Here is a 26,412-nt window from a genome sequence, read left to right as displayed (position 1 = left end):
GGTTCTGACGCCAGGGTTCAGGCGCCCACGGATTCGGGCGCCGGGGTCAGGCGGTCGAGGACTACTTGTAGAGGCCCTCGCCGCCGACGCGGACGTTCGTCGGGAGGTACCCGTACGGGCCGAGCCCGTTGGTCCCGAACGAGCGGTCGACCTGGGTCACGCCACCCTTGAAGTCGATCTTCACGGTCGGCGAGAGCGATCCGCCGCGGGTGCCGTTGACGTTGTCGATGAACGACTGCACGAGGCCGCCCGGCATGACGTAGTGCGAGTACGCCTGGAACTGGCGCCCGTTCTGCTGGCCCGAGATCGTGCCGCTCGGGTTGTTGGCCGGGAGGTTCAGGTCGGTCGGCGAGCCGAGCGCGAGGCCCGAGTTGTTGACCGGCTGGAAGTCCGAGCGGATGCCGTTGCCCACGAAGCCGTACACGCCGTCCGGGCCGCGCATGCGGTCCGCGTAGGTGAACTGGTGGCTGATCGTGAAGAGGTAGTACTTGTTCTGGCCGTTCTCGTTCTGGATGTAGAACTGCGGGCGCTCGGTCTGGTCGTTGACGCAGTTCGAGGTCAGGATAGGCGGCAGGAAGTGCCACTGGGTCAGATCCTTGCTGTCCGCTTCAGCCAGGCCCACCGAAGCGGTCTGGTAGAACGAGCCCGTGTGCGTGTTGACGTCCTCGAGCGTCTCGCCGTTCGGATCGCCCTCGCGGTAGCCGAGGTCGGACTGGGTGCAGCGGTAGGTGCCGCGCGTTCCGGCCGTGTTGCCCTCGAAGACCATGTAGACCTTGTCCGGGTGGGCGGGGTCGACGAACGGGTACGGATCGCGGAACGCGAACCCGGCGTTCTGGGTCTTGGTCTGGTACAGCTTGCCGTCCGGCTCGAGCAGCTTGGTGTGCTGGAAGCCGTCGAACCACACCTTGTCCTTGTCGGCGTGGATCTGGCCGAGGGCCTTCGCGATCGCCGCGTCCGGGGCGATTCCGCCGCCGCCCGCGTTGCGCTGGGCCACGTCGTAGAACGTCGTGGCCGTGTAGAAGACGTTGACGTTGTCGCCCTCCATGAGGCGCGTCGAGCCGGACCACTCGGTGTTGCCGATCGAGCTTCCCTCGGCGAAGAGGTGGCCGCCGTAGTTCCACTTGTCCTTGGTCGGGTCCGCGTTGGTCTTGCGGTAGAAGAACCCGATGCGGGCGTTCCAGTGGCGCTGGTCGAAGCTGTAGCCGGCGTGCCGGTCGGCCACGAGGGAGAAGATGACGTCCCAGCCCTTGTAGCTGATCTGGTTGCCCTTCATGTCGGAGAGGGACCACGTGTCCCACACCCACACGTCATCGTTCATCGCCGGGAAGTCCTGGGGGATCTCCGGCATGGTCACGTTCGGGCTCATCGAGCTCTGACCCGTGGGGACGTTCGGGTTGCTCTGGGCCATGATCTGGCGGGCGTCGGCGCGGGTCCACTTCGAGGTGAAGTCGGACTCCGGATCGTGCGCCTGCTGGCTGTGCTGGGTCGGAAGCGGGAAGCCCGGGGTCGGGGCGGGCATGCCGACCGACGGGGAATCCGCCGGCGGCTGGGCGAAGACAGCGGGGGCTGCCATGAGAGACAGGGCGACGCACGCGGCGACTGCCGCCGCGCGCTGTCGGCCGCGTCCCGTGGGACGCGCTGGGGCCTGCTTGTTCTGCATGATGTGCTCTTTCACAGTTCGTGGCTGAAAAGGGGCAGATGACTGCGGGGCACACTGGCGACCTCCGACGGCAGGCGCCGCAGGACGCCGTCGTGCTTGCCGCTCCGCGGCCGCTTGGCCGCGGTGATGGGGTTGCGAGGCCCTTTGGGGGCCGCGCGGTCCCCACTTTCGCAGACATTCCCACACGGTCACAACAGTTCCCACACAGGTGCAGCACAGGCTTCCACCGGGTTGCGTAAGCGCTTACACCTTATTGCCTGCGCGCGCGTATCGCGGCACCGCGCATCTGTCGAGTCACGAAATGTGACACCTTCGCTACGGCGCGAGGGAGGCGAAAGTCACAGAGCCCTGAGAGGCCTGCACCCGGACAGTCCGGTCCCCCGGCGGCGCGAACGTGAGCGCCGTGAGCGAGCGCGAGCCGTCGTCGACGAACACCTCGACCGAGGAGCGGTCCACGTAGACGCGCAGCCGTACGTGGTGCGCACCCGGGGCTCCCTTGGCGGCCCTCGCCGCGCGGTAGGCCTCCCCGGGAGCAGACGACGGCGACGACCGTGCGAAGGCGTCCGCACCCCGCTCGACGAATGCCTGCCCTGCAGCGAAGTCGTAGCCGATCGTCGCGTAAGCAGCCCCGCCGCTTGCGAGCTGGATGCGCGCCACGTTCCCGCCGTCGCCGGGCCCCCGCTCGAACTCGGCATCGAGCGCGAACGCCCCGTCGCCCGGCTGGGCCTGCTCGACCTCGGCGCCCGAGAGCTCCCGCGGAGAGCCCCCGCCTCCCGCCGGCACGGGCTCGGACGTGAGGCGAGCGGCGCCGTCGACCGTCCTGAGCCGCACTGTCCGCACGATCGAATCGGCGCCCGCCCAGTCGCCCGTCGGGAGGAGGTTCGCGTACGCCCAGTTGTTCATCCAGGCCATGAGGTATCGCGAGTTGCGCCGCTCCGCGGGCCCCAGGCGCGGATCGTCCCACGTGACGGCCGCGTAGAAGTCCGGTCCGTCGTCGGCCCATTGATGCGCGCGGTCCCCGCCGTCCGGGACGAAACGCGTCCCATCCCACGTCCCGGTCCAGTAGGCCGTGCCGGTCGTACGGCCCTCGGACGCGCCGTTCGCGCCCGCCATGAGGACCCAGCGCGGTGCCTGCGGGTCGCCGTCGAGATTCAGCTCGAAGAGGTCCGGGCACTCGAGGACGCCGAGATCCTGGGTCTCGAAGCCGGACGCGTAGCTCCACGCGCGCAAGTCCTTCGACGTGTAGAAGCCGATCTTGTGGCCTTCCGCGAGGGCCATGACCCACTGGCCGTGCGCGTCGTCGCGGACGATCTTCGGGTCGCGCCAGTCCTTCGCCCCGGGGTTGGGCATGACCGGGTTGCCGGCGTAGCTCGTGAAGCTGCGCCCGCCGTCGGAGGAGGAGAAGAGCGACTGCCTCTGCACGCCGTCGAGCTGCTGGGTCAGGACCGCGACGAGGGCGCCCTTGCCGAAGCCCGCCGCGCCGTCGTCGTCGACCACGACGCTGCCTGTCTCGACGTCGCCGAGCCCGTTCGCAAACTTCTCGATCGCCGTGCCCGCGTCCGTCCAGTGGATCAGGTCGGTGCTCGTCATGTGCCGCCAGGAGGTACCGTTCCCTGTCGGGTAGTCGGCGTTGTAGAGGTAGTACGCGTGCCACACGCCGTCGATGAGGATCGGGCGCTGCGGATCGTTCATCCAGTGCGCCGCGGGGGCGTTGTGGAACGCGGGGCGGTAGGGGTCGGACGACGGCGCGCGGCCCGCGGGGGCGGCCGGCGCTTCGTGCGGCGGGGCCCCTTGGAAGACCAGCGTGCCGACGGCGAGGACGACGGCGGCGACCGCGAGGACGGCGGCGACGATGGGCCAGGGCTTGCGGGGGCGGGGGAAACGGAAGGGCAGGAACTGCGGGCGGGGGAAACGGGCCATGAGGATCTCGGGGTAGCGAGCGGTGGACCCGTCGAGCCTACCGGGCCGGTCAGGGCCCGCGGGTGACAGACTAGCCCCGTGGCACCCTCGCGATTCCTTCCGTTGCGCCGCAGCGCCCGCGCAACGCTGTGGTGCACGCTCGCGGCCGCGATCCTTCTCGCCCTCACGGCGTGGACCCTCGAGGAGTGGCTTGGAGCCCTCGCCCTCGCCGCCCTCGCGGCGTTCGTGCTGAGCGCGCTCTACGCGATCCTCGGCATGGGCCGCTACTGGTTCGCGGCGGCGGCCGCCCTCGGTACGGCGCTCACGATCGGGTGCTCGCTCGCGTTCCTCCGGGTGCTCGGCGTCGCGTGGGACGACGCCCCGAACACGGTCACGAGCGTCTCGAGCCGAGATGCGGACCCCTATTTCGCGGGGGCTGTCGTGGCGCTCGTCGCGACGCTCGGAATCCTGTTCGCGGGCGCCGTGTGGCCGCGTCGGCGGCAGGCCGCACGCCGTCCGGGCCCCGCCAAGCCCTCGCGCCCGGCGCCGTCAGGAACTCGCCGCCCGCCACGGCCCACGGCCACGGCCACGAGGTCTAGTGCCGGTGCCCGTGCTTCCGCTCCCCGGCCCGCGGCACCGCGAAATCGGTGAGGCGGGCGTCCTGGCCGTCGAGCTCGCCCCACGGCTTGTCGACCTCGAGCACGGCGAGGCCAGTCGTCGGGAAGTGGTTCGCGGCGTCGAGATAGGCGTCCTGATCCGAGTCGCGCGAGGCGAGGCGCAGCACGAGGTCCTGGACGCCGGGCATGTGCGCGATGAGCAGGAGCGTGCGCACCGTTTCAGGCACGTGATTGACGACGGCGAGCATGCGCCCCGCGCCGGCCGCGTACAGGCCTGTCTCGAGCTTGGGCGTGGGAGCGAGGTCGCCGAGCTCGTCGCACACCCACGTGCACGTCTGGCGCGTGCGCAGCGCGACCGAGCAGAGGATGAAGTCGGGCACGACCTCGTGGTGCAGGAGCCACTTCCCCGCCTCGGGGGCGTCGGCGTGGCCGCGCTCCGCGAGCGGGCGCTCGATGTCCGGCACGCCCTCCGGCCACGCCGCCTTCGCATGGCGCAGGACGACGAGCCTCTTGACGTGGTGCTTGCTCATGGAGCAAGCCTAGGGGCCGGGTCCGTCAGATGGAGTACTCCGGCGCCGCCCACACGACCACCTCGGGGTGCTCGTAGAAGCGGTAGCCCTGCCCGCGCACCGTCCGGACGGTGTTCGCGAGGCGGCCGAGCTTCGAGCGGAGGCGGCGGATGTGGACGTCGATCGTGCGCTCGTTCGGAACCTCTTCGGCGTTCTTCCACAGGTTCTCGAGGAGCTCGTCGCGGCTCACCGTGCGCGTCCCGTTCTCGACGAGGTAGTTGAGGAGCTCGAACTCCTTGAACGTGAGGTTGAGCGTGAGCCCGTCGAGGTGGACCTCGCGGCGGGCGAGGTCGATGAGCACGCCGCTCGGGCGGCTCTCGTTCGGCTGGGCGGAGCGCGGCTCGGGGCGCGGGCGGTTGCCGATGGTCGGATCGCCGAACGTGGAACGGACGACGTCGAGCGGGCTCCCCTGAGCGGCGGCCGGGGCGACGGCGACGGCCGCGTAGCTTTCGACGCCCGGAACGAGGTTCTGGGCGTAGGCGCGGATCTCCTGCGCGATCCGGGCGATCGAGGAGCCCGCGGCCGCGGCCTGCTCCTCGGAGATGCCGACGTAGAGGACGAAGCCGTGGGCCACGGTGTCCGCGGCGACCGCGCGGACCGGCTCGACGCCCGGAGCGATCACGGGGGTCGGCGCGGTCATGGGAGAGTAGTCCTCGACGGGGCGGAGGGGGCGGGACGCGCCGTAGGGCTCAGGCTGGCCCGTGGTGCGGCCGCCGAACGGCTGACGGGCGGCAGCGGCCTGGGCGCGCTGCGCGTTGCGGACAGAGATGTGGACGTATCCGGATGCAACTGACATGAAGTGCTGACCTCTATGTGACTAGCCGCGTACGGCTTCGAATGCTGAACAGGGGGAGCGAAAAGCCAAGTGCTGGGGTGGCGCAGTCAGCTATGCATTCGACAACGGCACATCGTCCGAGCGGCCGATGGGCCGGTGCGGATGTCCAGTGCAGGAGCCGTTGAGTTCTTGTTCACACTTCGAGTGTCCCCGTAACAATGGCTACAGGCAAGTAACAATGGGGGTCCCGTCTCACATAATGAGACGAATCGCGAGATTGTGACATATCTCACAATTCGGCAAGTGGCACATGTGAACCTGTTTTTTCACATCTAGGGCCCGAAAATCGGGCTCCGTCGAATATTGTTCGACGGCATCGGGGCTTCGCAGAGCTGTCCGGTGACCGCGCAACTGTCTCATTATTCGGACAGTTGTAGAAATCACGCCCGCGAGTGTGCATGCGAACTGGACTCGTCCGCGCTCCCTTCTGCAGAATATCCGGCCCCTATCCGGGCCCTGCCCATCCGCTGTTACCCAAATGTGACAAAGGTTCACGTCATACCGTACGGTGGAACAAGTGCACGGGAAACCCCGCGCAACGCTGAGCCCCTGTTCGCCGAACTCTGCCGACAGCTCAGCGTGACATCTAAGGCAGAGACGGAGGACCCAATCGGTCGCCTCAGGTTCCGCCCAGCGCGGGACCGCGGCCAGGGGTGAAGCCCACGCCACATGGCGAGGGCCGGATGGCTCGCATCCGAACCCGGCAGCTAACTTCGCAGGCGCTAACGAGAGGTTCCTTGCGTGAGCAACACCATGACCCTGGGTACGCCTGTGCGCCGTCGGGGCCGCCATCGCGCGGAGACCCCGCCGAGCCGCCTCACCCGCATCACCGCCGGACTGGGCACCGCCACCGGCGGCCGCTACCGGAACGCCGTCGTCGCCGCATCCGTCGGCCTTGCCGCGGCCGTGAGCGGCGGGGCCGCCGCCGGCGGCGACGTCGCGGCCGCGGGCTCGATCTCCCCCGTTGCCTCGCCCCAGATCAACGCCGCGGCCGACGCGAAGCTCGACTTCATCCGTCCGAGCGTCGGCTCGATCTCGAAGGCCGACGCCGACCAGCAGGCCCAGGCCGCCGCGGCCGCCGCCAAGGCCGAACTCCTCAAGACCCAGCCGGTCAATGACCCCGCCGGCGCCCAGGCCTACGCCTCGACCCAGCTCGCCAAGTTCGGCTGGGGCCAGGACCAGATGCAGGCCCTCATTACGCTGTGGAACCGCGAGTCCAACTGGACCACGACCGCCACGAACTCGAGCAGCGGCGCGTACGGCATCGCCCAGGCGCTCCCGGGCGGCAAGATGTCCTCCGCCGGAGACGACTGGCAGACGAACTACCGCACCCAGATCGACTGGGGCCTCGGCTACATCAAGAGCCGCTACGGTTCCCCCGCGAACGCCCTCGCGTTTCATTACACGCACAACTGGTACTGATCGGTTGCCGTCCACACGGCGGCAAGCCGAGGCGACCACAGACGACGGCGCCGCTTCCCACCGAGGGAAGCGGCGCCGTCGTTCGTTGAAGCCCGGGCGAGATCTGGCCACTCGACTTGCGAAAGGTGGCCACTCGTCGGGGGCATGACGAGTGGCCACCTTTCAACCAACGAGTGGCCACCTTTCAACCAACGAGTGGCCACCACCGAAGGAACCCGGCCTAGTTGCTCTGGCCCGTCGCACCCGGCGTGCTGGACCCGGACGAGCTCGCCGCGGATTCAACGAGGATGGTGAGCGCGGCGTTGCCGTCCTTGAGGGCGGTGACGCGAACGCTCTGGCCCGTTGCGAGGCTCGAGGCCGTGAGAGAGCCCTGGCCCTGGGACTGCGACTGCCCCTGTGACTGGCCCTGCTGGCGTGTGCCCCGGGCGCCGAAGCTCGCGATCGTGGTCTGCGACGAGATCGCGTACGTCTGCACGTAGCCGTCGGGGCTCTTGACGGTCATCTGGCTGGCCGAGACGGCCGTGATCGTGCCGGTCTGCTCGAGCTCAGTCACGTACTGTCCGTTGCGCTGCACGACGTACTCGCCATGAACCGCCTGCCCCGCCGCGCCGAGGCCAAGGTTGCCGGGGCCGAACCCGCCGCCCTGGCGCAGGCCGTTCTGGCCGGGTCCGTTCTGGCCCGGAGCGTTCTGGCCAGCGCCCGGGCCGCCGAGGCCCTGGCCGCCGGCGTTGTCATTCGCCGCGTTGTTGACCGCGGTCGTTGCCGCGTACACCGCGGCGCCTGCACCGCCCACGACGACGACGGCGACCCCCGCCGCGGCGAGTCCCTTCTGGACGGGCGTGAGGCGGGCGAGCCGCCCCTTCTTGGGGGCCGCGGGCGGCTGCTGCCCCCATCCTTGGCCGGATGCGGGTGAGCCCGGGGCACCCCAGCCCTGGCCCGGCGCGCCATAGCCCGGGCCATAGCCCTGGCCCTGGGGACGGGCGGACGACGGCGCGCCCCACCCGGGTGCCGCGTTGGAGCCGGGCGCAGCCCAACCCTGGGCAGGCTGCGCACCGGGCGCGGGATGCTGCCCCGGCCCGCCCCAGCCCTGGCCCTGCGCGGGCGGGACGCCGGGCTGCACGGCGGTGGGGGCCTGGCTGGGGTAGAGCGTCTCGGTCGGCTGCGCGGCCGGGTCGACCGGCCGGGCGGGCTGCTCCGGGGTGGGCTGCTGTGGCGCGCGGCCCGGCTGGGGGTCCTGCGGCGCGGGGTTCTGTCCGAGTGACATGCTGTTCCTCCGTGGGTCGTCTGTCAGCTGCAACCAGAGTCGCCGCGAATCCTGTGCCGCCGCTGTGCCGTTCGGCTGGACTGGCTGTGCTTCGCCCCGCGCAAGGGCACCGATATTCGGGCCGAGGTCTACGCTTGGCTCCACAGGGTGCACACAGGAAGAACTCAGGCTTGGACTACCCATCCACAGGAGGCTGGAACCATGGCAAGCCCCTACACGACCAACAACCTGCCGTCCCTGACCCACCCAGACGGCTCGCCCATCCGTGCTCTCGTGGTCGACGACGAACCGAGCCTCTCCGAGCTCATGAGCATGGGCCTGCGGATGACGGGGTGGAGCGTGCAAGTTGCCGCTGACGGGCCTGCCGCGGTCAAGGCCGCGCGCGACTTCCGCCCCGATGTCCTCGTGCTCGACGTCATGATCCCCGGCTTCGACGGCGTCGAAGTCCTCAAGCGCGTGCGCCAGTTCCTCCCCGAGGTGCCCGCCCTGTTCCTCACGGCGAAGGACGCCGTCGAGGATCGCATCTCGGGCCTCGCCGCGGGCGGCGACGACTACGTGACGAAGCCGTTCAGTATGGAGGAGGTCATGCTTCGCCTCCACCGCCTCGTGCAGCGCTCGGGGGTCGCGGCGCAGGACGACGCCGAGCTCGTCGTCGGAGACCTCGTGCTCAACACCGACACGCGCGAAGTGACCCGCAGCGGCGAGGACATCCAGCTCACGGCGACGCAGTTCGAGCTGCTCCGCTACCTCATGGAGAACCCGAAGCGCGTCATCAGCAAGGCGCAGATCCTCGATCGCGTGTGGCAGTACGACTTCGGCGGGCAGGCGAACATCGTCGAGCTCTACATTTCCTACCTGCGCAAGAAGATCGATGCGAACAGGGCGCCCATGATCCACACCGTCCGCGGCGCGGGCTACGTCATCAAGCCCGCTGACGGATGAACCAGCTCTCAGGGGCCGTGCCGCGTTCGACGGCCGACGGCGACGAGCAGCGCCGCCGTTGGCGCGACCCCAACTCGTGGCACCTCCGCACGAAACTCGTCCTCGCGACGATGCTGCTCCTCGTCGCGATCTGCTCCGTGGTCGGATCGCTCCTCTACGCGTCGATGGACAACTTCCTCACGCAGCAGCTCGACACCCAGCTCTTCCAGGCTAGCCACCGCGCTGCCGAGTTCAGGAACCTCATCCAGAATCCCAGCGCGGGGACGGGCCAGAACTCCGGGGCCTCCCCCTCGAGCCAAGACCCGCTCGATGCCCCCGGCCAAGGAGCCGGGACGATCAGCGCCCGCCTGCAGGGCAACGCGCTCGTGCTGCCCCCCGCCATGAGGAGCCCCGACGGCCAGCGGGTGACGCTGCGCCAGTCTGACCAGGCCGCGCTCATCTCCATCGCGCTCTCTTCCGCCATCCAGTCCGGGCAGCCCCAATCCGTTCCCGTGGACCGCCAGCTCAGCGTGGGCCATTACCGCCTCATGGCAGCCAGGACCTCGTCGGGCGACATCGTCGTCACGGGCCTCCCGCTCGCAGCGAAGGACAGTGCGCTCGAGCAGCTCATCCTCACGACCGTTATCGTCTCGCTCGGCGGCCTCGTGCTCATCGGCCTCATTGGCACTTATGTGATCCGCCGGACCCTCAAGCCACTCGACCAGGTCTCCGCCGTCGCGGCGAACGTCGCCCAGCTTCCGCTCGACGCAGGCGAGGTCGCGCTCGCGATGCGGGTTCCGCCGTCGGCCGCTCACGCCGGGACTGAGGTGGGCAACGTGGGGCACGCGCTCAACCGCATGCTCGACAACGTTGCCGGAGCGCTCCAGGCCCGGCAGGAGTCGGAGATGAAGGTGCGGCAGTTCGTCGCGGACGCGTCGCATGAGCTGCGCACTCCGCTCACCGCCATCCGGGGCTATACGGACATGCTCAAGATGACCGAGTCGCTCTCACCGCAGGGCACTGAGTCGCTCGGGCGCGTCGAGACGCAGTCGCTGCGCATGAGCCGCCTCGTCGAGGACCTCCTCACGCTCGCGCGGCTCGACGAGGGCCAGCCGCTCAAGCTCGGCCCCGTGGACCTCACCCAGCTCGTCGTCGAGACCGTAACCGACCAGAAGGTCATCGCGCCGGACCACCAGTGGCGCCTCGCCCTGCCCGATGAGCCTGTCGAGGTCAAGGCCGACGGCGCTCGCCTGCACCAGGTCATGGTCAACCTGCTCTCGAACGCCCGCAAGCACACGGAGGCCGGAACTGTCGTCACGGCGGGAGTGGCGCGCTCCGCGACGGGCGACGCCGTCATCACCGTGACCGACAACGGCCCCGGCGTGCCCGCCGAGCTGCAGAAGAAGGTCTTCTCGCGCTTCACCCGTGCGGACAAGGCGCGCACAGGTACCGAGGGGTCGACTGGCCTCGGCCTCTCGATCGTGCAGGCGATCGTCGAGGCACACGGTGGCTCGGTCGAGCTTCACTCCAAGCCCGGCCGGACCGAGTTCGCGGTGTACCTCCCGGCGTGATGACAAGCTCGCCGCGCTGGTGGGGAACCTTGGGACGGACGACGGCGGAGGCTCGCTCGCGCGGAAACGCGGTGAGGCGTGCGCCGCCGTCGTCCTTGGGCGCGTGCCCAACGCGACGGTCATCGCGCTCCCGTTCGACGCGGGGCTCTCCCTCCCCAGGCCCCTTGCGCCGGCCGCCTGCGGGGAGTCGACGCGGCGCGCCGTTCTCGAACTCCGCACGTCGGTGTCGCCGCGTGGGGAGTCAACATAACCGTCCCCTCGCTGCATAACCGTCCCCTAGAGCGCGAGATAAGGGACGGTCATGCTGCTCAGGGACGGTCATGGAGTTGGGGCGCCCTCCGGCGTCGGGGCGGCCGAGGCGCCCGCCCGGGCGATGTCGACGTCGGCGCGCGAGCGACGGGTCGCGAGGAACGTGCCCGCGAGGACGAGGACGGCGCCGGCGCCGATGAGAGGCGTGAGCGGGTCGCCGTGGAGGCTCACGCCGAGCGCGAGGGCGACGACGGGGTTCACGTAGGCGATCGCGGTCGCCCGGGCGGGGCCCGCCTCGGCGATGAGCCGGAAGAAGAGCAGGAACGCGAGCGCCGTGCACAGGAGCCCGAGCAGCACGAGGGAGCCCGTCGCGGTGGGCGTCGGCGCGGCGGCCGGCCACGTCGCGATCGCGAACGGCGCCGAGATGACCGCGGCGATCGTGAGGCAGACCGCCGTCATCGGCAGGGCAGGCACGTGGCGCAGCCTGACCGCCGCGACCTGCGGCGCGATCGCATAGCCCACGGCGACGAACATCATCTCGACCACCGGCCATGCGCCCGAAGCCTCCATGCCGCCGCCCCCGAGGACCGCGACGCCGCCGACCGCGAGGACGAGGCCGAGGATCCGCATCCCGCCGATGCGGCGCTCAAGGCCGATGAGGCGCGCGACGACGAGCGCAAGAACCGGCGCGAACGCGATGAGGAGCCCCGCGAGCGAGCTTGAGATGTGCCGCTCGGCGTCGCTCAGGAGGAACCACGGCCCGACCATCTCGAGCAGCGCGAACGCGAGCACGGGCCACCGGTGCTCCCACACCGCGCGGAGCTGACGCCACGCGAAAGGCATAAGGACGACGGCGCCGATCGCCGTGCGCGAGAACACGACCATCGCTGGGCTCACCTGGGCGACGGCCTCGCTGATGAGGAGGTACGGGACGCCCCAGATAAGGCTCATCGCGATGAAGAGAAGCCACGTGCGCCGCGTCATGAGCGTGCCCCGGAGACCTGGGAAGGGGAAGTGAGATCGATCACCCGACAACTCTAGAACCCACCTCCGACAGTCTTAACCATTCGGCCACAGCCGAATCCTCGCGGCCCCGATCCCCAGGATCCCCCTCCAACCTCCCCACCGTCCGCGCCAACCTCCCCGTCCTTGCAACCGACGACACCGCAACACGCCGGCGGTTTCGGCGACCCGCCGCCGGTTGAAGCTTGAAGTTGGGGAGGACGGCCGGAATCTTGGGGACGACGGCCGGGAACCTTGGGCAGCCGAGAACTCGGGTCGCGTCGAGAATCTGTGAATTCGGCGGGTCAGAGCAAGGAGCATCACGAACCGCAGGGGTCACAGGGGCGGCACAGCTTCGCGCTAATGCGAACACAAGGCCGACGGCGAAAGTCTAAGCATGACGCTCACGGATCGCACCGGCACCCACCCCGACCCATCCGGCGCGCTCGGCGCCGTCGCCGTCCAGCCTGTGCACCGCCCGGGCACGGCGATCGATCTCGCCGCCCTCAACGGCGCGGGAGTCCCCCTCCTCGACGTGACGGTGCCCGTCTACAACGAGGAGAAGGACCTCGAGACGTGCGTGCGGCGCCTCGATGACTACCTCGCAATCCAGTTCCCGCACACGTACCGCATCACGATCGCGGACAATGCGTCGACGGATGCGACGCTGCGGGTCGCCGAGCGCCTGGCCCGCGAGCTCGAGCACGTGCGCACCGTGCATCTCGACGAGAAGGGCCGCGGGAACGCGCTCCGACGCGTGTGGCTCGCCTCCGACGCGCCGATCCTCGCGTACATGGACGTCGACCTCTCGACCGATCTCAACGCGCTCGCCCCGCTCGTGGCCCCGCTCGTGTCAGGCCACTCCGACCTCGCGATCGGCACACGGCTCGCGCGGTCCTCGCGGGTCGTGCGCGGGCCCAAGCGGGAATTCGTCTCCCGCTCCTACAACCTCCTCCTCCATTCCCTCATGGGCGCGCGCTTCAGCGACGCCCAGTGCGGCTTCAAGGCGATCCGCGCCGACGTCGCGCAGCAGCTCCTCCCCCACACGCTGGACAAGGCGTGGTTCTTCGACACCGAGCTCCTCGTCCTCGCGGAGCGGTGCGGACTGCGCTGCGCCGAGGTCCCGGTCGACTGGACGGACGATCCGAACTCGAAGGTCGATATCGTGCGCACCGCGGCCGAAGACCTGCGGGGCATGGTCCGCCTCACGTCGGACATGGCCCGGGGCCGGATCCCGCTCGCGCAGCTCCAGGCCGCCCTCGCACGGGGCCCGCTTCCCGCTGGCGAGCGCGCCGCGGAGGCGGGGCGCAGGCAGAGCCTCTTAGGCCAGCTCGTGCGCTTCGGGGCGATCGGCGCCGCGTCGACGCTCGCCTACGCGGCGCTGTTCCTCCTGGGCCGGGTGTTCATGGACGCGCAGACGGCGAACTTCGTCGCGCTCCTCCTCACGGCGATCACCAACACTGCGGCGAACCGGCGCTTCACGTTCGGCGTGCTCGGCTCGGCGCGGCTGGCCCGGCACCACGCGGAAGGACTCATCGTCTTCGGGATCGGCTGGGCCCTCACGGCCGGCGCGCTCTTCTGGATGACGTCGATCCCCACCCCGGGCCAGTGGATCGAGCTCACCGTCCTGACTCTCGCGAACCTCGCCGCGACCGCCGTCAAATTCCTGCTCTTCCGCCTCTGGGTGTTCCGGCGCCGGGCCTGACCCCGTGTGCCCCTCGACGATTCCTTCCGACCGAAAGGCCAGTCCCATGACCACCTCCCTCGCCCCCGACCCCACGGCGGATCCGACTGCCCCACCCGCCCGCCCTACCCCGCCCCTGGGCCCGGCCGCGCGCCGTCGTCCGTCCTCCGGCGGCGTGTTCTCGGGAAGCCGCTGGCAGCGCCTCGCGTTCGGCGAGGGCCAGCCGCGCTGGGCCCGCCCGTCCGCGTTCGGGCTCGTCGTCGCGAGCGCGTTCCTCTACCTGTGGAACCTCACGAACTCGGGCTACGCGAACGAGTTCTACGCCGCCGCGATCCAGGCCGGCAGCAAGAACTGGGTCGCATGGTTCTTCAGCTCCATCGACGCCGGCAACGCGATCACGGTCGACAAGCCTCCGGCCGCCTTCTGGATTCCGGGCCTTCTCGGCAGGATCTTCGGCTTCAATTCCTTCACGATGCTTCTGCCCGAGGCGCTCATGGGCGTCGCGTCCGTGGCGCTCATGTATGCCGCCGTCAAGCGCGTCAGCGGGCCGGCAGCCGGCCTCCTCGCGGGCGGCGTGCTCGCGGCAACGCCGGTCGCGGCGCTCATGTTCCGGTTCAACAACCCCGACGCGATGCTCACGTTCTGCCTCGTGCTCGCGGCCTACATGACGGTGCGGGCCATCGAGAAGGCGGGCTGGAAGTGGCTCGTCGGCGCGGGCGCGCTCATCGGCCTCGCGTTCCTCACGAAGATGCTCCAGGGCATGGTGATCGTCCCCGCACTGGCCCTCGCGTACGTGTGGGCCGCGCCGACCTCGCTTCGCCGCCGCATCGTGCACCTCCTCGGCGCCCTCGGCGGCATCCTTGCCGTCTCGGGAGCGTATGTCCTCGCGTTCGCCCTGACCCCCACGAGCGTCCGGCCGTACATGGCGGGCTCGCAGACCAACAGCTTCCTCGAGCTCACGTTCGGCTACAACGGCTTCGCGCGCATCTTCGGGAACCTTGGCGGCAACCGCGGCGCGGGTGGCGGCTTCGGCGGCGGCAACCCCGGAAGCGCGTCCGACGTCGGTGCTGCCGCCGGCTTGGGCGGGCTGGGCAACTTCGCGGGCGGCCCGGGCATGGGCGGCCCGGGCGGCGGCAACGCGGGCTTCGGCGGCGCCGCGGGTCTCCTGCGGATGTTCGGCACGAGCTTCGGCACCGAGATCTCGTGGCTCCTCCCCGCCGCGCTGATCCTGCTCGTGGCCGGCTTCTGGTTCACACGCCGCGCCCTCCGCACCGACCGCGTCCGGGCTTCGCTCATCGTGTGGGGTGGCTGGACGCTCATCACAGCGGCCGTGTTCAGCTTCATGAGCGGCACCGTGCACCCTTACTACGCGATCGCTCTGGCCCCGGGGATCGCGGGCGTAATCGGCATCGGCGGCGCCGAACTGTGGCGCGGAAGGGCGTACTGGCCGTCCCGGATCGTCCTGGCCGTGACCGTCCTTGCCGCAAGCGTCTGGACCGCCGTCCTGCTCGGCCGCGACGCCTCGTGGCTCCCGTGGCTCCGCGTCGTCGTCGTGATCCTCGGGGTGCTCGCCGCGCTCGGGCTCCTCGTCCGATTCGACCGGCTCCGCCTTGGTGCCGTCGCCGTCGCCGTGGCCGCGATCCTCGCGGGCGGCCTCGGCTCGACGGCGTTCACGATCGCGACCGCCGCCCAGGGACACACCGGCTCGATCCCGACATCGGGGCCCTCCGCGCAGGGCGGCTTCGGGGGCCAGGGCGGCTTCGGCGGCGCAGGCTTCCGCGAGCGCACCGGCGGCTTCGAGAACGGCACGGCGCCGGGCAGCACAGCGGCGGGCGGGACGCAGCCCGGCACGCAGAACGCCCCGTCCGGCGCGACCGGGGGCTTCGCCGGGCCTGGCGGCCCTGGCGGCGGGGCCTCGGCGTCGAGCGAGCTCGTCGCGCTGCTCAAGGAGACCACCACCAAGTGGTCCGCGGCGACGAACGGCTCGAACTCCGCGGCGAGCCTCGAGCTGGCCTCGAACACGAACGTCATCGCGATGGGCGGATTCACGGGCAGCGATCCGTATCCGAGCCTCGACGAGTTCAAGGCGCTCGTCGCGAAGGGCGAGGTCACGTACTACATCGCCGGTGGCGGCATGGGCGGCTTCGGTGGCCGCGGCGGAAGCGACACGTCCTCGATCACACAGTGGGTCGAGGCCAACTTCCAGGCCACCACTGTCGGCAGCACGACCGCGTACAAGCTGGTGAAGTGATGACGACGCAGACCCAGCCTCATCCGGTGGCAGGCCCCGAACCGCCCGCAACCGGCGGCTCCCGCGAGCTGGGCCGTCCAACGATCCGAGGGTCCGACCGTTCAACCGTCACCTCCCGTGGGTTGAGGGAGACCCTCCGCCTTCGGATTGAGCTCGGCGCCCTCCTCGCGGCGGTCGCGGTCCTGTACGTCTGGAACCTCGCCGCGAGCGGCTGGGCCAACGCGTTCTACAGCGCCGCAGCCCAGGCCGGGAGCCAGAACTGGGAGGCATTCTTCTTCGGCTCCTCCGACGCCGCGAACTCCATCACGGTGGACAAGCCCCCGGCGGCCCTCTGGATCATGGACCTCTCGGTGCGGCTCTTCGGCCTCAGCTCGTGGTCGATCCTCGTACCCGAGGCCCTCATGGGCGTCGCGACGGCGTGGATCCTCTACCTCGCGGTGCGGCGCGCGGCCCTCCCCGCGACCGAGAGCGAGCGCGTGGCCCACGTCGCGGGGCTCGCCGCGGCCGCGGCGCTCGCCCTGACCCCGGTCGCCGCACTCATGTTCCGGTTCAACAACCCCGACGCGCTCCTCGTGCTGCTCATGACGGCGGCGGGCTACGCCGTCGTCCGCTCGGTCCAGGACGCCAAGGCGCGTTGGCTCGCCGTCGCCGGGGTCCTGCTCGGCTTCGGCTTCCTCACCAAGCAGCTCCAGGTCCTGCTGGTGGTACCCGGCTTCGCCCTCGCCTATGTGGGGGCGGCGCCGCACACGCTCCGCAAGCGGCTCCTGCACCTTCTCGGTGCCCTCGGCGCCATGGTCGCGGGCGCGGGCTGGTGGATCGTCGCCGTCATGCTCACCCCCGCGAGCGCGCGGCCGTTCATCGGCGGTTCGCAGACCAACTCGATCCTCGAGCTCACGTTCGGCTACAACGGCTTCGGCCGGCTCACCGGCGACGAGGTGGGCTCCGTGGGCGGCCGCAACGGCTGGGGAACGCCCGAGCTGTTCCGGTTGTTCTCGGACTCGTTCGGAGGCCAGATCGCGTGGCTCCTCCCCGCCGCGCTCCTCCTCGGCGCCGCGCTGCTCTGGGTCGGCCGGCGGGCCCCTCGCACCGATGCCGTGCGGGCGTCCGTGATCGTGTGGGGCGGCTGGGTGCTCGTCACCGGGCTCACGTTCAGCCTCATGCAAGGCATCATCCACGAGTACTACTCCGTGGCGCTCGCCCCCGGGATCGCGGCCATCGTAGGCCTCGGCGGCGGTGTCCTGTGGCACCGGCGACGCTTCCCGACCGACGCGTTCGCCCTCGCCGCAGCGATCGTCGCGGCTGGCGTCACGGGCGCGGTCCTGCTGGGCCGGGCCTCGGGGTTCGTCCCGTGGCTCGCGTGGGCCGTCGTCATGGCGGCTCTCGCAGCGGGCGCGGGAGTGCTCGCTTCCGGCTTCGGCGTCCGGCTCCCCCGTGCGGTGGGACGGACGACGGCGGCGCTCGCCCTCGTCGCGGGCCTCGCCGGGCCGTTCGCCTTCACTCTCGACACCGTCGCGACGCCCCATTCGGGCGCGATCGTGAGCGCGGGGCCGTCGTCGGGCTTCGGCGGACGCGGAGGCTTCGGCGCGCCGGGTGGCTTCCGCAACGGCGGAATCCCGCGCGGGCAGAGCCAGGCCGGCGGCCAAGGTGGCGGGCAAGCCGGACAGGGCCAGGCTGGCGCTTTCGGCGGCCCGCAGGCCCTCGGAGGCGCGGGCTTCGGCGGGGGACGCGGTGGCGCGGGTGGACTCCTCGGCGCCACGACGCCGTCGTCCGCCCTCGTCTCCGCGCTGCAGACTGACGCCTCGAAGTACACGTGGGCGGCCGCCGTCGTCGGCTCCAACAACGCGGCCGGCTACCAGCTCGCGGCGCAGCTCCCGGTCATGGCCCTCGGCGGGTTCAACGGCACGGACCCGTCGCCGACGCCCGCGCAGTTCCAGACGCTCGTGAAGGAGGGGAAGATCCACTACTTCATCGCCGCGAGCCTCATGCAGGGCAGCTCGGGCTCGAACGACGCGCAGCAGATCGCCGACTGGGTTGCCGCGAACTACACAGCGCAGACGATCGGCGGGACGACGGTCTACGCGCTCAACTGACCCGCTCGCTCCTGTGCCGCTTCCTCGCAATTGGGCTGCGGACCCGCGGCCCCATTGCGGGGAAGGGCGCCCGCTGCGAAGGGGCTATGCGTTCTGCTTGTACGGCATGTACTGGACGGCCCACTTGTTCCCGTCGGGATCGTGGAAGTACACGAAGTGCCCCCAGTCCTGGATGTCGATCTCGCTGCAGTCCACCCCGTTGCCCTTGAGCTGGTCGTAGGCCTTCTGGATGTCCCCGACCACGAGCTGAAGGCTCGGCGCCGTTCCGGGAGGGGCGTCGTTGAGCCCCTCCCCAATCGCGATCGAACACCCCGAACCGGGAGGCGTGAGCTGCACGAAGCGCAGGTTCTCGTTGACGCGCTCGTCATAGTCGGCGTTGAAGCCCACCTTATTAACGTAGAAATCCTTGGCCCGATCTACATCGGAGACGGGCACGAACACGAGTTCAAGCTTCCAATCCATGCCCTCAACGCTAGGGGCGCACGACGGCGACGGGTAGGTTCCGCGGACGGGCTGCGGACAGTTTGTGTCCGCAGAAATTTTTTTCCGGATCCGCGTGACCTCCGTGGGAGACGTGTCGGTTAAGGCGACGTAGGGCCGACCGCGGCGGCCCTCCCGCAACGTCGACCCTTCCCAAGGAGCTCTTGTGTCCTTCTTCAGCGTCATCGCTTCGAGCAAGCTCGCTGCCAGCGCCCTCGCCGTCGGCGCCCTCGCCGTCGGCGGTGCCGGCACGGCCGCGTACGCCAACGCCCTCCCCGCCCCCGCGCAGCAGGCGGCCCACGACCTCATCGGCGCGCCGTCGCCGAGCGTGCCCTCGGCTCTCGCCAAGGGCACAGCCACCGCCGACAAGGCCGCGGGCGAGGCTGCGTCGGCCGGTCCGTCCGCCCCCGCCGTGCCATCCTCCCCGGTCTCGCTCCCGAGCACGCCGGACCTGAGCGGCGTCTCCCTCGCCGACCTGTGCCAGACGTTCGTGCACGGTGGGCTCACGGCCGGCTCGGCCGGGCTCAAGGACCTCACGGCCGCCGCCCATGGTGAGGCCAACATCACGTCGTTCTGCGCGGCCACGCTGGAGTCCGGCGCGGCCGCCGGCAGCGGCTCGGCCCAGGTCGGCGCGAACGTCTCGGCGAGCGCCGACGGATCGGCGCTCCCGGCCGCTCCCTCGGTCCCGGCCGTTCCCTCCCCGGCCGTTCCCTCCCCGGCTGCCGGGATCGCCGACGACGCCACGAACGCCCTTCACAAGTAGGGCCAGCGCCGTCACGACGGGTAGTCTGGCTAGTCGTTTCGGGGGCCCGGCCGTCGTCGGGCCCCCATCCGCCGGCTTGAGACCGGCACGCGAGGCGTGCACCGACGCGCCTCGCGCACGCCAGAACGGAAGGGCTGATCGGTTGACGCAGTGTGAGAAGACCTCTCGTGAGAGCCCTTCCGGGGATCTCGACGGGCAGGCCGAGCTCTTCACTGCTGCCTACCGAATGCTCTCCCCGTCGGTGCTCGGCTATCTCCGGGCACGCGGTGTCGAGGACGCGGAAGCCGTCACCCAGGACGTCTTCCTCGCCCTCTACACGAGGATCAGCTCAGCTGGCACCGCGGCGGGCCCGGGCTCGCCGAGGCACCGCGGCGTCACGGGCGGCCTCGACGGGGCGAAGGCCCTCGTCTTCACGATCGCCCACTCCCGAGCCGTCGACTTCTACCGGCGCCGCGAGCGGAACCCCGCACTCGTCCCCCACGAGCCAGAATCCGACCTCCGCACCACGTCGGCGAGCGCCGAGGACCTCGCCCTCTCGGGCGCGGGCGCCGTCCGCCTCCTCGACGGGCTGAGCGAAGACCACCGCGAGGTCCTGCTCCTGCGGGTCGTGGCCGACCTCTCGATCGAGCAGACCGCGGGCATCATGGACCGCACGCCTGGTGCCATCAAACAGCTTCAGCGCCGAGCCCTCGACGCGCTCCGGAACAGCGCGCTCCTCGCAGAACAGAGCCATTCATGACCTCGCGACCCAGCCCCGAAGACCGACTCGTGATCGAGCAGCTGCTGCTCGACGTCGAGCCGGCCGACTCCGCCGAGCTTCGCCCCCTTCTCGCGGAACTCCGCACGCTAGCGCACGGGGGCCCCGTCGAGCCGAGTGCCGACGTCGCCCGCCTCCTCGTGCCGGAGACCACCCAGCCGCTGCAGCTCGACGTCTACCGCCGTTCCGCGGCGTCGACGGCTCGGCATGGCGGGGCGGCGAGAAGCGGACGACGGCGCACGCTCGCCGCCGCCGTCGCCCTCACGGCCGCGCTCGGGGCCGGGACCGCTGCCGCCGCGGCCGCGGATCCGGGCTTCCGCGGGGCACTGGGCGATGGCGTCGCGACGGTCGTCAACGTGCTCACGGGCCGTACCTCGTCGCCGCCCGCCCCCGCACCCAAGGCTCCCGCTGTCCCCGCCCAGCAGGCGCCGTCGTCGTCCGCAGGAACGCCGAGCGCCCCGCCCGCGGGCGAACGCCCCACGGCGCCCGCGACGGCAGCCCCGAGCTCGCCGCAGGGACGTCCGGTTCCGCTCCCGCGCCCAAGCCTCGGGATTCCGTCCCTGCCGCTTCCCGGCGCGTCAGAACTGCCGCAGCCGGACGTGGGCACAGGCCAGCCGCTCCCGCTTCCGTGAGGTCCGGGGCCGGCGCGGCGGGCTACTTCGCGAGCCCGTAGAGGCGGTCGCCGGCGTCGCCGAGCCCCGGAACGATGTAGGCCTTCTCGTTGAGGCGCTCGTCGATCGAGGCGAGGACGATCTTGACGTTCGCGTCGCCCAGACCGGCCTCGAGCCGGGCGAGGCCCTCGGGCGCGGCAAGGAGGCAGATGCACGTGACGTCGCTCGCGCCCCGGCGGAACAGGAACTTGATGGCTTCGCTCAGTGTGCCCCCGGTCGCGAGCATGGGGTCGAGGACGAACACCTGCCGGCCCGTGAGGTCCTCGGGGAGCCGCTCGGCGTAGGTGACGATGTCGAGGGTCTCCTCGTCGCGCGCCATGCCGAGGAAGCCGACTTCGGCCGTCGGGACAAGCTTGACCATGCCCTCGAGCATGCCGAGGCCCGCGCGGAGGATCGGTACGACGAGCGGCGTCGGCTTCGTGAAGGCGGTCCCAACCGTGGCCGTGATCGGAGTCTCGATGGTGACGGGCTCGGTGCGCACCTCCCGCGTCGCCTCGTAGGCGAGGAGCGTCACGAGCTCCTCGGCGAGCTGCCGGAACACGGGGCTGGGCGTGTTCTTGTCCCGCAGAACCGTCAGCTTGTGGGCGACGAGCGGGTGGTCGACGACGAGTGTGCGCATGGCTGCCAAACTACCATTCGGTCGTGCCCCGGCAGGAGGACTTCCGGGGCTCTGCAGGCGAGCCTACTCGGCGGTACACTGGAGCTCTTCCTCAGTGAGGAGGTGATGCGTCACGAAGGCGCTCATGGTCTCCTTGCTCGCATATTCCACCGCAGCGACTGGGGTGCTGTTCGGAGTGTGGCTCGCCGCCCGGTGGCCGAGCCCGCGGTGGGTCCATATCCTCGTGTCGTCGGGGGTGATCGTCGCCGCCATCGGACTGTGGGCTGCTGCCCTGTGATCGGGCGATGCCGGGCCCCGAACCTATCATTGACACCATGTCCGCCCCTGCCCCTCAGCCCGAGGTTCCCCGGCACGAAGCCTGGATGCGCCTTGCCCTCGGCGAGGCCCGCGCCGCGCTCGCGACCGGGGACGTGCCGATCGGCGCCGTCGTCGTGGGGCCCGACGGCGCCGTGCTCGCTGCGGGGCGCAACGAGCGCGAGGCCCTCGGCGATCCCACGGCGCATGCCGAGCTCGTTGCGATCCGGGAGGCCGCCAGGGCATTGCGGAACGGCGCCGCTGGCCGCCCCGGGGAAGGCTGGCGGCTTGAAGACTGCACGCTTGTCGTGACGCTCGAGCCGTGCGCGATGTGCGCGGGCGCGATCGTGCTCGCCCGGATCCCGCGCGTCGTCTTCGGCGCGTGGGACGAGAAGGCGGGCGCGGCCGGGAGCGTCTTCGACATCCTGCGCGAGCGCCGCCTCAACCACCGGGCGGAGGTCTACGGGGGCGTCCTCGAGGACGAGTGCGGCGAGCTCCTCCGGGAATTCTTTGCGGCCCACCGCTAGCCGAGCCACGCGTGGTGGAATGAACCTATGCGCTACACGGAGGCGGAAACGGTCCTCGGGCCTCTCACGCTCGTCGCGGAAGCGGAGGCGCTCACGGCGATCTACTTCCCCGGCCACTGGACGCTTCCTCAGGGCGCGAGCTTCGGGGAACGGATTGGCTCACCCTCGCAGGATCCGCTGTTCGACGACGCCGCGCGGCAGCTCCGCGAGTACCTCGCCGGGGAAAGGCGCGGCTTCGAGCTCACGACGGCGCCGCGCGGCAACGATTTCCAGCTCGCCGTGTGGGCGATGCTCCGGGACATCCCGTACGGGCAGACGACGACGTACGGAGCGCTTGCCGTCCAGCTGGGCCGGCCTGGGCTCGCGCAGACCGTCGGCCAGGCCGTGGGGCACAATCCGCTCAGCATCGTGATTCCGTGCCACCGGGTGGTCGGGAGCGATGGAAGCCTCACGGGATACGCCGGCGGGCTCGAACGGAAGCGGTTCCTGCTCGAACTCGAGGAGCCGCCCGAAGCGAAGGAGGCACGGCTTTTCTGACCGCGCCCGATGGGCATGGCCCCGACCTCACATTTCTGGCCTGCGCGTCGTCTACAGAGTGATGGAGATGAAACAGCCCTTCGAAAAGGTCGTGGAAGGCCACGGCGCCACCGTTTTGCGGGTCTGTCGCGCCGTGGTGGGGCCAGTCGACGCCGAGGATGTCTGGCAGGAGACGTTCCTCGCGGCGTTGCGCGCCTACCCCGACCTTCCGGCCGACGCCAATACGGAGGCGTGGCTTGTGACCATTGCCCATCGCAAGAGCCTGGACGCCGTGCGGGCGGTCGGGCGAAGGCCTGTCCCCGTCGCGGAGGCCCCCGAGGAGCACTCACCCCACGGGATACCAGACGCCGAACGGGCCGGCGACGGCATCTGGGCCAAGGTCGCGCGGCTGCCCGACAAGCAGCGCCGAGTCATCGCGTACCGCTACCTCGCGGATCTGCCGTTCAACGACATCGCCGAAATCCTGGGCGGGTCTCCGGCAGCCGCCCGCCGGGCCGCCTCGGACGGCATCAGATCTCTCCGCGCAGCCCTTTCCGCCGCGCAGACCGAAGGAGAAAGCGCATGATGGCGCACACGAACATCAGCACTCAGCAGAATGGCATCGGCGCTCGTCGGAACGGTGAAGCCGTCACGGCCGGGGGCCCGTCGGGCAAGGGCCCGGCGCTCGGGCCCGTCGACCTCGCGCTGGCCCCCGAGCTCGTGACCGTGGACCCCGGCATCCTTGGCCGACTCCATGCCCGGCTCGCGGAGCGAGCCTCGGACGAAGGGCTCCTCGACGTGGCCTACCGGGTTGTCGAGACCCCGGTCGGCCGGCTCCTCCTGGCCGCGACCGAGCGGGGCCTCGTGCGGGTGGCCTACGAACGAGAGGGGCACGACGCGGTGCTGAGCCTGCTGGCCGAGCGCCTGAGCCCGCGCATCCTCGAGGCGCCTGGGCGTCTAGCCGAGGCCGCGCGGCAGGTTGACGAGTATTTCGCGGGGCGGCGCCGCTCCTTCGACCTCCCTCTTGACCTCAGCCTCTCGCACGGGTTCCGGCGGACCGTCCTCCAGCACCTTTCGGGCATCCCGCTCGGGGCGACGGAGAGCTACGCGGAAGTCGCGAAGGCCGTCGGCAATCCGCGGGCAGTGCGGGCCGTCGGGACGGCATGCGCGACGAATCCGATTCCCGTGGTCGTGCCGTGCCATCGCGTGGTGCGCTCCGACGGGAGCCTCGGCGGGTACGTCGGGGGGCTCGAGGCCAAGACGTCGCTCCTCCGCCTCGAAGCGGCGGCATGAGCACGCTGTTCGGCGACGACCTCATCCCTCGCCCTCGCCGAGAGCTCGCACCGGGTGCCGTGCACGTCCCGGGATGGCTCACGCTCGAACAGCAGTCGTGGATCGCCGATCGTTTCCGGGAGTGGGCTGCCGGACCGGTCCCGCTGCGATCGGCTTCGGTTCGCGGTCACGAGATGTCGGTCAAGACCGTATGCCTCGGCTGGCACTGGCAGCCGTACCAGTACACGCGCGAGGCCACCGACGTGAACGGCCAGCGCGTGCTCCCGATGCCGGAATGGATGGTTCGCCTGGGCCGCCTCGCCGTCGCAGAAGCGTACGGCCAGGGCCTTGGGGCCTCGGCCTACGCCCCGGACACGGCCCTCGTGAATTACTACGACGCGGCCGCCCACATGGGGATGCACCAGGACCGGGACGAGCTGTCGAGGCAGCCTGTCGTCTCCCTCTCCCTCGGGGATACGTGCATCTTCCGTTTCGGCAACGCCGAGGGCCGGGGGCGCCCGTACGAGGACATCGAGCTCGCGTCGGGCGACCTCTTCGTGTTCGGCGGGCCATCTCGCCTCGCGTATCACGGTGTGACGAAGGTCTTCGCGAATACCGCGCCGCCGGGCTGTGGCCTCGCGGAGGGAAGAGTAAACATCACACTGCGCGTTACCGGAATGGACGAACCAGAGCCACCAGCACGGCGACCAGAGCCACGAGCACAGGGAAAGGGGCAGGGGGACCGATGAGCGAAGTGACTGCTCCGAACATCTCGGCGGAACCAGGAGTCGAGGAGGCGGCCATCGCGGGCGGTGTCGTGATCGGCGAGGACGGACACGCGCGGCCCACGTGGGCCAGCACGGACGCCCTCATGCGGGAGTACTACGACAGCGAATGGGGCATGCCGGTCCGCGACGAACAGGGGCTGTTCGAGCGGATCAGCCTCGAAGGGTTCCAGGCCGGGCTCTCGTGGGCCACGATCCTGCGGAAGCGACCCGCGTTCCGCGAGGCGTTCGCCGGCTTCGACCCGGACGTCGTGGCCTCGTTCACCGACCAGGACGTCGAGCGCCTCATGCTCAACGAGGGGATCATCCGGAACCGGGCCAAGATCCGCGCAACGATCCGCAACGCCCTCGCGACCATTGCGCTCCGGGAGGAGGGCGGGCTCGTCGACTTCGTGTGGTCCTTCCAGCCCGAGTCGACGCCCGCACCGCGGACGCTGTCCGAGATTCCCAGCACCTCGGCGGAATCGATCGCGCTCTCGAAGGCTCTGCGGAAGAAGGGCTTCTCGTTCGTCGGCCCCACGACGATGTTCGCGCTCATGGAGGCCATCGGGATTATCGATACCCACCTCGTGGGCAGCCACCGGCGCGGCACGTCCGGCGTATGGTCGTGACCATCCGGGTCGAGGCGCCGGGAGGCCTAGACCCCGATGCGGTGCTCGGAAGCCTCGCGGCGCACACGATCCCGGGCGCCGAACAGACCGACGTGGAGGCTCGAAAACACTCTCGCCTTGTGAGCCTTCCGTCGGGCCGCTACGCCGTCACTGTTCGGCCCGATTCCCAGGGGGTCGAGCTCTCGGCGGCGGCCGACGGAGCGCTCACGGAGCTCGCGACCCTCGTGCGGGACTGGTTCGATCTCGATGCCGAGCTGGCACCGGTCCGCGAGTTCCTCGCGGAGGACCCGTTCCTGGCACCTTTGCTCGCGGCGCGTCCCGGCCTCGCGTCATGGGCACGACGGACCGCTTCCAGACAGCTGTCACGACGGTACTCGGCCAACAGGTCTCGCTCGCGGCCGGACGCACCTTTTCGGGACGGCTTGTCGCGGCCTACGGAACCGAGGGGCCCGGCGGGCTGCGGTGCTTCCCCGGCCCGGCCGCCCTCGCCGACGCACACCCCGAGGAACTCCGCGCCACCGTCGGCCTGACCTCGGCCCGCGCGCGCACCGTCTCGGCTCTGGCCAGCCTTTGGGCCGGGTCGGCGGGGACACCGAGCCGCGAGGAGCTCCTCACGGTGGCGGGGATCGGGCGGTGGACGGTCGACTATCTCGCCGTACGGTATGGAGACCGTGACGCGTTCACGCCAGGCGACCTCGTGCTGCGCCGCGCCCTCGGCGGAGTCAGCGCGCGCGAGGCCGAGAAGCGCTCCGAGGCGTGGCGACCCTATCGCGCGTACGCCCTCATGCATCTGTGGACCGAGGCGGCCTACACCGGGGCAAAGCACTGAGATTCGGCGCCCTTCCCGGCCCAGAGCTTCACCCCCCGGACCCCGGTTTGGACTCGCAGCCTCATCCCGGTAAAGTAGTTGCCTGCTGGTGGTGTGTCCGAGCGGCCGAAGGTGCATCACTCGAAATGATGTTTGGTGTAAAAGCCAACGGGGGTTCAAATCCCTCCACCACCGCAATGTGGTGTCTCGGGACATCGGCTACAGATGTCTCGGGACATCGACGACACCCCCGGTCTTCGGACCGGGGGTGTTCT

General features: G+C 70.5%; 27 protein-coding genes, 1 tRNA gene, 1 pseudogene and 1 riboswitch. Of the genes and pseudogenes, 21 read left to right on the top strand and 8 right to left on the bottom strand.

Annotated features, from left to right (window positions below):
- Window positions 1-61: 61 nt before the first annotated feature.
- Both SPF06_RS16705 and SPF06_RS16700 read right to left on the bottom strand, forming a co-directional pair.
- Complete coding sequence (locus tag SPF06_RS16705) at window positions 62-1,660, bottom strand: glycoside hydrolase family 68 protein (protein WP_323280266.1); 1,599 nt, start codon at window positions 1,658-1,660, stop codon at window positions 62-64.
- Window positions 1,661-1,975: 315 nt separating this feature from the next.
- A complete protein-coding gene (locus SPF06_RS16700) occupies window positions 1,976-3,580 on the bottom strand; it encodes a glycoside hydrolase family 32 protein (protein ID WP_323280265.1) in 1,605 nt (534 codons plus the stop codon).
- Window positions 3,581-3,658: 78 nt separating this feature from the next.
- On the opposite strand from SPF06_RS16700, the gene SPF06_RS16695 reads away from it, so the two are divergent.
- Window positions 3,659-4,210 carry a hypothetical protein gene (locus SPF06_RS16695; RefSeq protein WP_323280264.1) on the top strand — a complete coding sequence of 184 codons (552 nt, stop codon included), beginning with the start codon at window positions 3,659-3,661 and terminating at the stop codon, window positions 4,208-4,210.
- On the opposite strand, the gene SPF06_RS16690 is transcribed toward SPF06_RS16695, so the two are convergent.
- Complete coding sequence (locus SPF06_RS16690; protein ID WP_323280263.1) at window positions 4,155-4,706, bottom strand: SixA phosphatase family protein; 552 nt, start codon at window positions 4,704-4,706, stop codon at window positions 4,155-4,157. The two genes, SPF06_RS16695 and SPF06_RS16690, sit on opposite strands and share 56 nt — an antisense overlap.
- 25 nt (window positions 4,707-4,731) lie before the next feature.
- Window positions 4,732-5,541, bottom strand: a complete 810-nt coding sequence (locus SPF06_RS16685) for a winged helix-turn-helix domain-containing protein (protein WP_323280262.1) — start codon at window positions 5,539-5,541, stop codon at window positions 4,732-4,734.
- A 583-nt stretch (window positions 5,542-6,124) separates the two neighbouring features.
- A riboswitch (cyclic di-AMP (ydaO/yuaA leader) is annotated at window positions 6,125-6,317 on the top strand.
- Window positions 6,318-6,321: 4 nt separating this feature from the next.
- On the opposite strand from SPF06_RS16685, the gene SPF06_RS16680 reads away from it, so the two are divergent.
- Entirely contained in the window at window positions 6,322-7,002 is a 681-nt protein-coding gene (locus SPF06_RS16680) for an aggregation-promoting factor C-terminal-like domain-containing protein (RefSeq protein ID WP_323280261.1), read from the top strand.
- Between the two features lie 220 nt (window positions 7,003-7,222).
- On the opposite strand, the gene SPF06_RS16675 is transcribed toward SPF06_RS16680, so the two are convergent.
- Window positions 7,223-8,266, bottom strand: coding sequence for a hypothetical protein (locus SPF06_RS16675; RefSeq protein ID WP_323280260.1), 1,044 nt, complete (start codon window positions 8,264-8,266; stop codon window positions 7,223-7,225).
- Between the two features lie 201 nt (window positions 8,267-8,467).
- Between SPF06_RS16675 and SPF06_RS16670 the strand changes: the two genes are divergently transcribed.
- The 3 genes from SPF06_RS16670 to SPF06_RS16660 are packed head-to-tail and all read left to right on the top strand — an operon-like array spanning window position 8,468 to window position 11,008.
- Window positions 8,468-9,208 (top strand): response regulator transcription factor, encoded by a 741-nt coding sequence (locus tag SPF06_RS16670; protein WP_323280259.1) that lies wholly within the window; start codon window positions 8,468-8,470, stop codon window positions 9,206-9,208.
- Complete coding sequence (locus tag SPF06_RS16665) at window positions 9,205-10,758, top strand: sensor histidine kinase (protein WP_323280258.1); 1,554 nt, start codon at window positions 9,205-9,207, stop codon at window positions 10,756-10,758. The genes SPF06_RS16670 and SPF06_RS16665 overlap by 4 nt, the downstream gene beginning before the upstream one ends.
- 19 nt (window positions 10,759-10,777) lie before the next feature.
- Window positions 10,778-11,008: a hypothetical protein gene (locus SPF06_RS16660; RefSeq protein ID WP_323280257.1), complete on the top strand. Its 231-nt coding sequence runs from the start codon at window positions 10,778-10,780 to the stop codon at window positions 11,006-11,008.
- A gap of 68 nt (window positions 11,009-11,076) precedes the next feature.
- Here the strand turns inward: SPF06_RS16660 and SPF06_RS16655 are convergent, their stop codons facing one another.
- Window positions 11,077-11,991, bottom strand: coding sequence for a DMT family transporter (locus tag SPF06_RS16655; RefSeq protein WP_323280256.1), 915 nt, complete (start codon window positions 11,989-11,991; stop codon window positions 11,077-11,079).
- A gap of 415 nt (window positions 11,992-12,406) precedes the next feature.
- Between SPF06_RS16655 and SPF06_RS16650 the strand changes: the two genes are divergently transcribed.
- From SPF06_RS16650 to SPF06_RS16640, 3 genes are read left to right on the top strand one after another with little or no spacing between them, the layout of a single operon-like run.
- On the top strand, window positions 12,407-13,714 hold the full coding sequence (locus SPF06_RS16650) for a bifunctional glycosyltransferase family 2/GtrA family protein (protein ID WP_323280255.1): 1,308 nt from the start codon (window positions 12,407-12,409) through the stop codon (window positions 13,712-13,714).
- Window positions 13,715-13,760: 46 nt separating this feature from the next.
- A complete protein-coding gene (locus tag SPF06_RS16645; RefSeq protein ID WP_323280254.1) occupies window positions 13,761-15,944 on the top strand; it encodes an ArnT family glycosyltransferase in 2,184 nt (727 codons plus the stop codon).
- On the top strand, window positions 15,944-18,034 hold the full coding sequence (locus SPF06_RS16640; RefSeq protein WP_428985786.1) for an ArnT family glycosyltransferase: 2,091 nt from the start codon (window positions 15,944-15,946) through the stop codon (window positions 18,032-18,034). Before SPF06_RS16645 ends, SPF06_RS16640 begins: the two co-directional genes overlap by 1 nt.
- A gap of 84 nt (window positions 18,035-18,118) precedes the next feature.
- Here the strand turns inward: SPF06_RS16640 and SPF06_RS16635 are convergent, their stop codons facing one another.
- Window positions 18,119-18,496, bottom strand: a complete 378-nt coding sequence (locus tag SPF06_RS16635; RefSeq protein ID WP_323280252.1) for a glyoxalase superfamily protein — start codon at window positions 18,494-18,496, stop codon at window positions 18,119-18,121.
- Between the two features lie 184 nt (window positions 18,497-18,680).
- On the opposite strand from SPF06_RS16635, the gene SPF06_RS16630 reads away from it, so the two are divergent.
- The 3 genes from SPF06_RS16630 to SPF06_RS16620 all read left to right on the top strand — a co-directional run bounded on the left by SPF06_RS16630 (window position 18,681) and on the right by SPF06_RS16620 (window position 20,666).
- Window positions 18,681-19,277 carry a protein tyrosine phosphatase gene (locus tag SPF06_RS16630; RefSeq protein ID WP_323280251.1) on the top strand — a complete coding sequence of 199 codons (597 nt, stop codon included), beginning with the start codon at window positions 18,681-18,683 and terminating at the stop codon, window positions 19,275-19,277.
- 226 nt (window positions 19,278-19,503) lie between these two features.
- The gene (locus SPF06_RS16625; protein WP_323280379.1) at window positions 19,504-20,016 is read left to right on the top strand and encodes an RNA polymerase sigma factor; all 513 of its coding nucleotides are present in this window, start codon (window positions 19,504-19,506) and stop codon (window positions 20,014-20,016) included.
- A complete protein-coding gene (locus tag SPF06_RS16620; RefSeq protein WP_323280250.1) occupies window positions 20,013-20,666 on the top strand; it encodes a hypothetical protein in 654 nt (217 codons plus the stop codon). The genes SPF06_RS16625 and SPF06_RS16620 overlap by 4 nt, the downstream gene beginning before the upstream one ends.
- Before the next feature lie 22 nt (window positions 20,667-20,688).
- Here the strand turns inward: SPF06_RS16620 and upp are convergent, their stop codons facing one another.
- Window positions 20,689-21,324, bottom strand: a complete 636-nt coding sequence (gene upp / locus SPF06_RS16615) for a uracil phosphoribosyltransferase (protein WP_323280249.1) — start codon at window positions 21,322-21,324, stop codon at window positions 20,689-20,691.
- Between the two features lie 124 nt (window positions 21,325-21,448).
- Here upp and SPF06_RS16610 point away from each other — a divergent pair, with 124 nt between their 5' ends.
- The 10 genes and pseudogenes from SPF06_RS16610 to SPF06_RS16565 all read left to right on the top strand — a co-directional run bounded on the left by SPF06_RS16610 (window position 21,449) and on the right by SPF06_RS16565 (window position 26,332).
- Window positions 21,449-21,601 carry a hypothetical protein gene (locus SPF06_RS16610; protein ID WP_323280248.1) on the top strand — a complete coding sequence of 51 codons (153 nt, stop codon included), beginning with the start codon at window positions 21,449-21,451 and terminating at the stop codon, window positions 21,599-21,601.
- Window positions 21,602-21,638: 37 nt separating this feature from the next.
- The gene (gene tadA / locus SPF06_RS16605; protein WP_323280247.1) at window positions 21,639-22,145 is read left to right on the top strand and encodes a tRNA adenosine(34) deaminase TadA; all 507 of its coding nucleotides are present in this window, start codon (window positions 21,639-21,641) and stop codon (window positions 22,143-22,145) included.
- Window positions 22,146-22,172: 27 nt separating this feature from the next.
- On the top strand, window positions 22,173-22,682 hold the full coding sequence (locus SPF06_RS16600; RefSeq protein WP_323280246.1) for a methylated-DNA--[protein]-cysteine S-methyltransferase: 510 nt from the start codon (window positions 22,173-22,175) through the stop codon (window positions 22,680-22,682).
- Window positions 22,683-22,743: 61 nt separating this feature from the next.
- On the top strand, window positions 22,744-23,247 hold the full coding sequence (locus SPF06_RS16595) for an RNA polymerase sigma factor (protein ID WP_323280245.1): 504 nt from the start codon (window positions 22,744-22,746) through the stop codon (window positions 23,245-23,247).
- Entirely contained in the window at window positions 23,244-23,954 is a 711-nt protein-coding gene (locus SPF06_RS16590; RefSeq protein ID WP_323280244.1) for a methylated-DNA--[protein]-cysteine S-methyltransferase, read from the top strand. Before SPF06_RS16595 ends, SPF06_RS16590 begins: the two co-directional genes overlap by 4 nt.
- Window positions 23,951-24,682: an alpha-ketoglutarate-dependent dioxygenase AlkB family protein gene (locus SPF06_RS16585; protein WP_323280243.1), complete on the top strand. Its 732-nt coding sequence runs from the start codon at window positions 23,951-23,953 to the stop codon at window positions 24,680-24,682. Before SPF06_RS16590 ends, SPF06_RS16585 begins: the two co-directional genes overlap by 4 nt.
- Window positions 24,679-25,329 (top strand): DNA-3-methyladenine glycosylase I, encoded by a 651-nt coding sequence (locus tag SPF06_RS16580; RefSeq protein ID WP_323280242.1) that lies wholly within the window; start codon window positions 24,679-24,681, stop codon window positions 25,327-25,329. Before SPF06_RS16585 ends, SPF06_RS16580 begins: the two co-directional genes overlap by 4 nt.
- Window positions 25,320-25,595: pseudogene (locus SPF06_RS16575) on the top strand (AlkA N-terminal domain-containing protein); the annotation flags it as partial. The gene SPF06_RS16580 and the pseudogene SPF06_RS16575, both read left to right, overlap by 10 nt.
- Window positions 25,596-25,660: 65 nt before the next feature.
- Window positions 25,661-26,158 (top strand): DNA-3-methyladenine glycosylase family protein, encoded by a 498-nt coding sequence (locus tag SPF06_RS16570; RefSeq protein WP_323280241.1) that lies wholly within the window; start codon window positions 25,661-25,663, stop codon window positions 26,156-26,158.
- 87 nt (window positions 26,159-26,245) lie between these two features.
- Window positions 26,246-26,332, top strand: a tRNA-Ser gene (locus tag SPF06_RS16565).
- The last annotated feature ends 80 nt before the right edge of the window (window positions 26,333-26,412 follow it).

The sequence above is a fragment of the Sinomonas terricola genome, from assembly GCF_034931225.1.
Lineage (GTDB): Bacteria > Actinomycetota > Actinomycetes > Actinomycetales > Micrococcaceae > Sinomonas > Sinomonas terricola.
The sequence above is the reverse complement of the archived record's forward strand: the minus strand, read 5'-3'. Positions and strand labels throughout refer to the sequence as shown.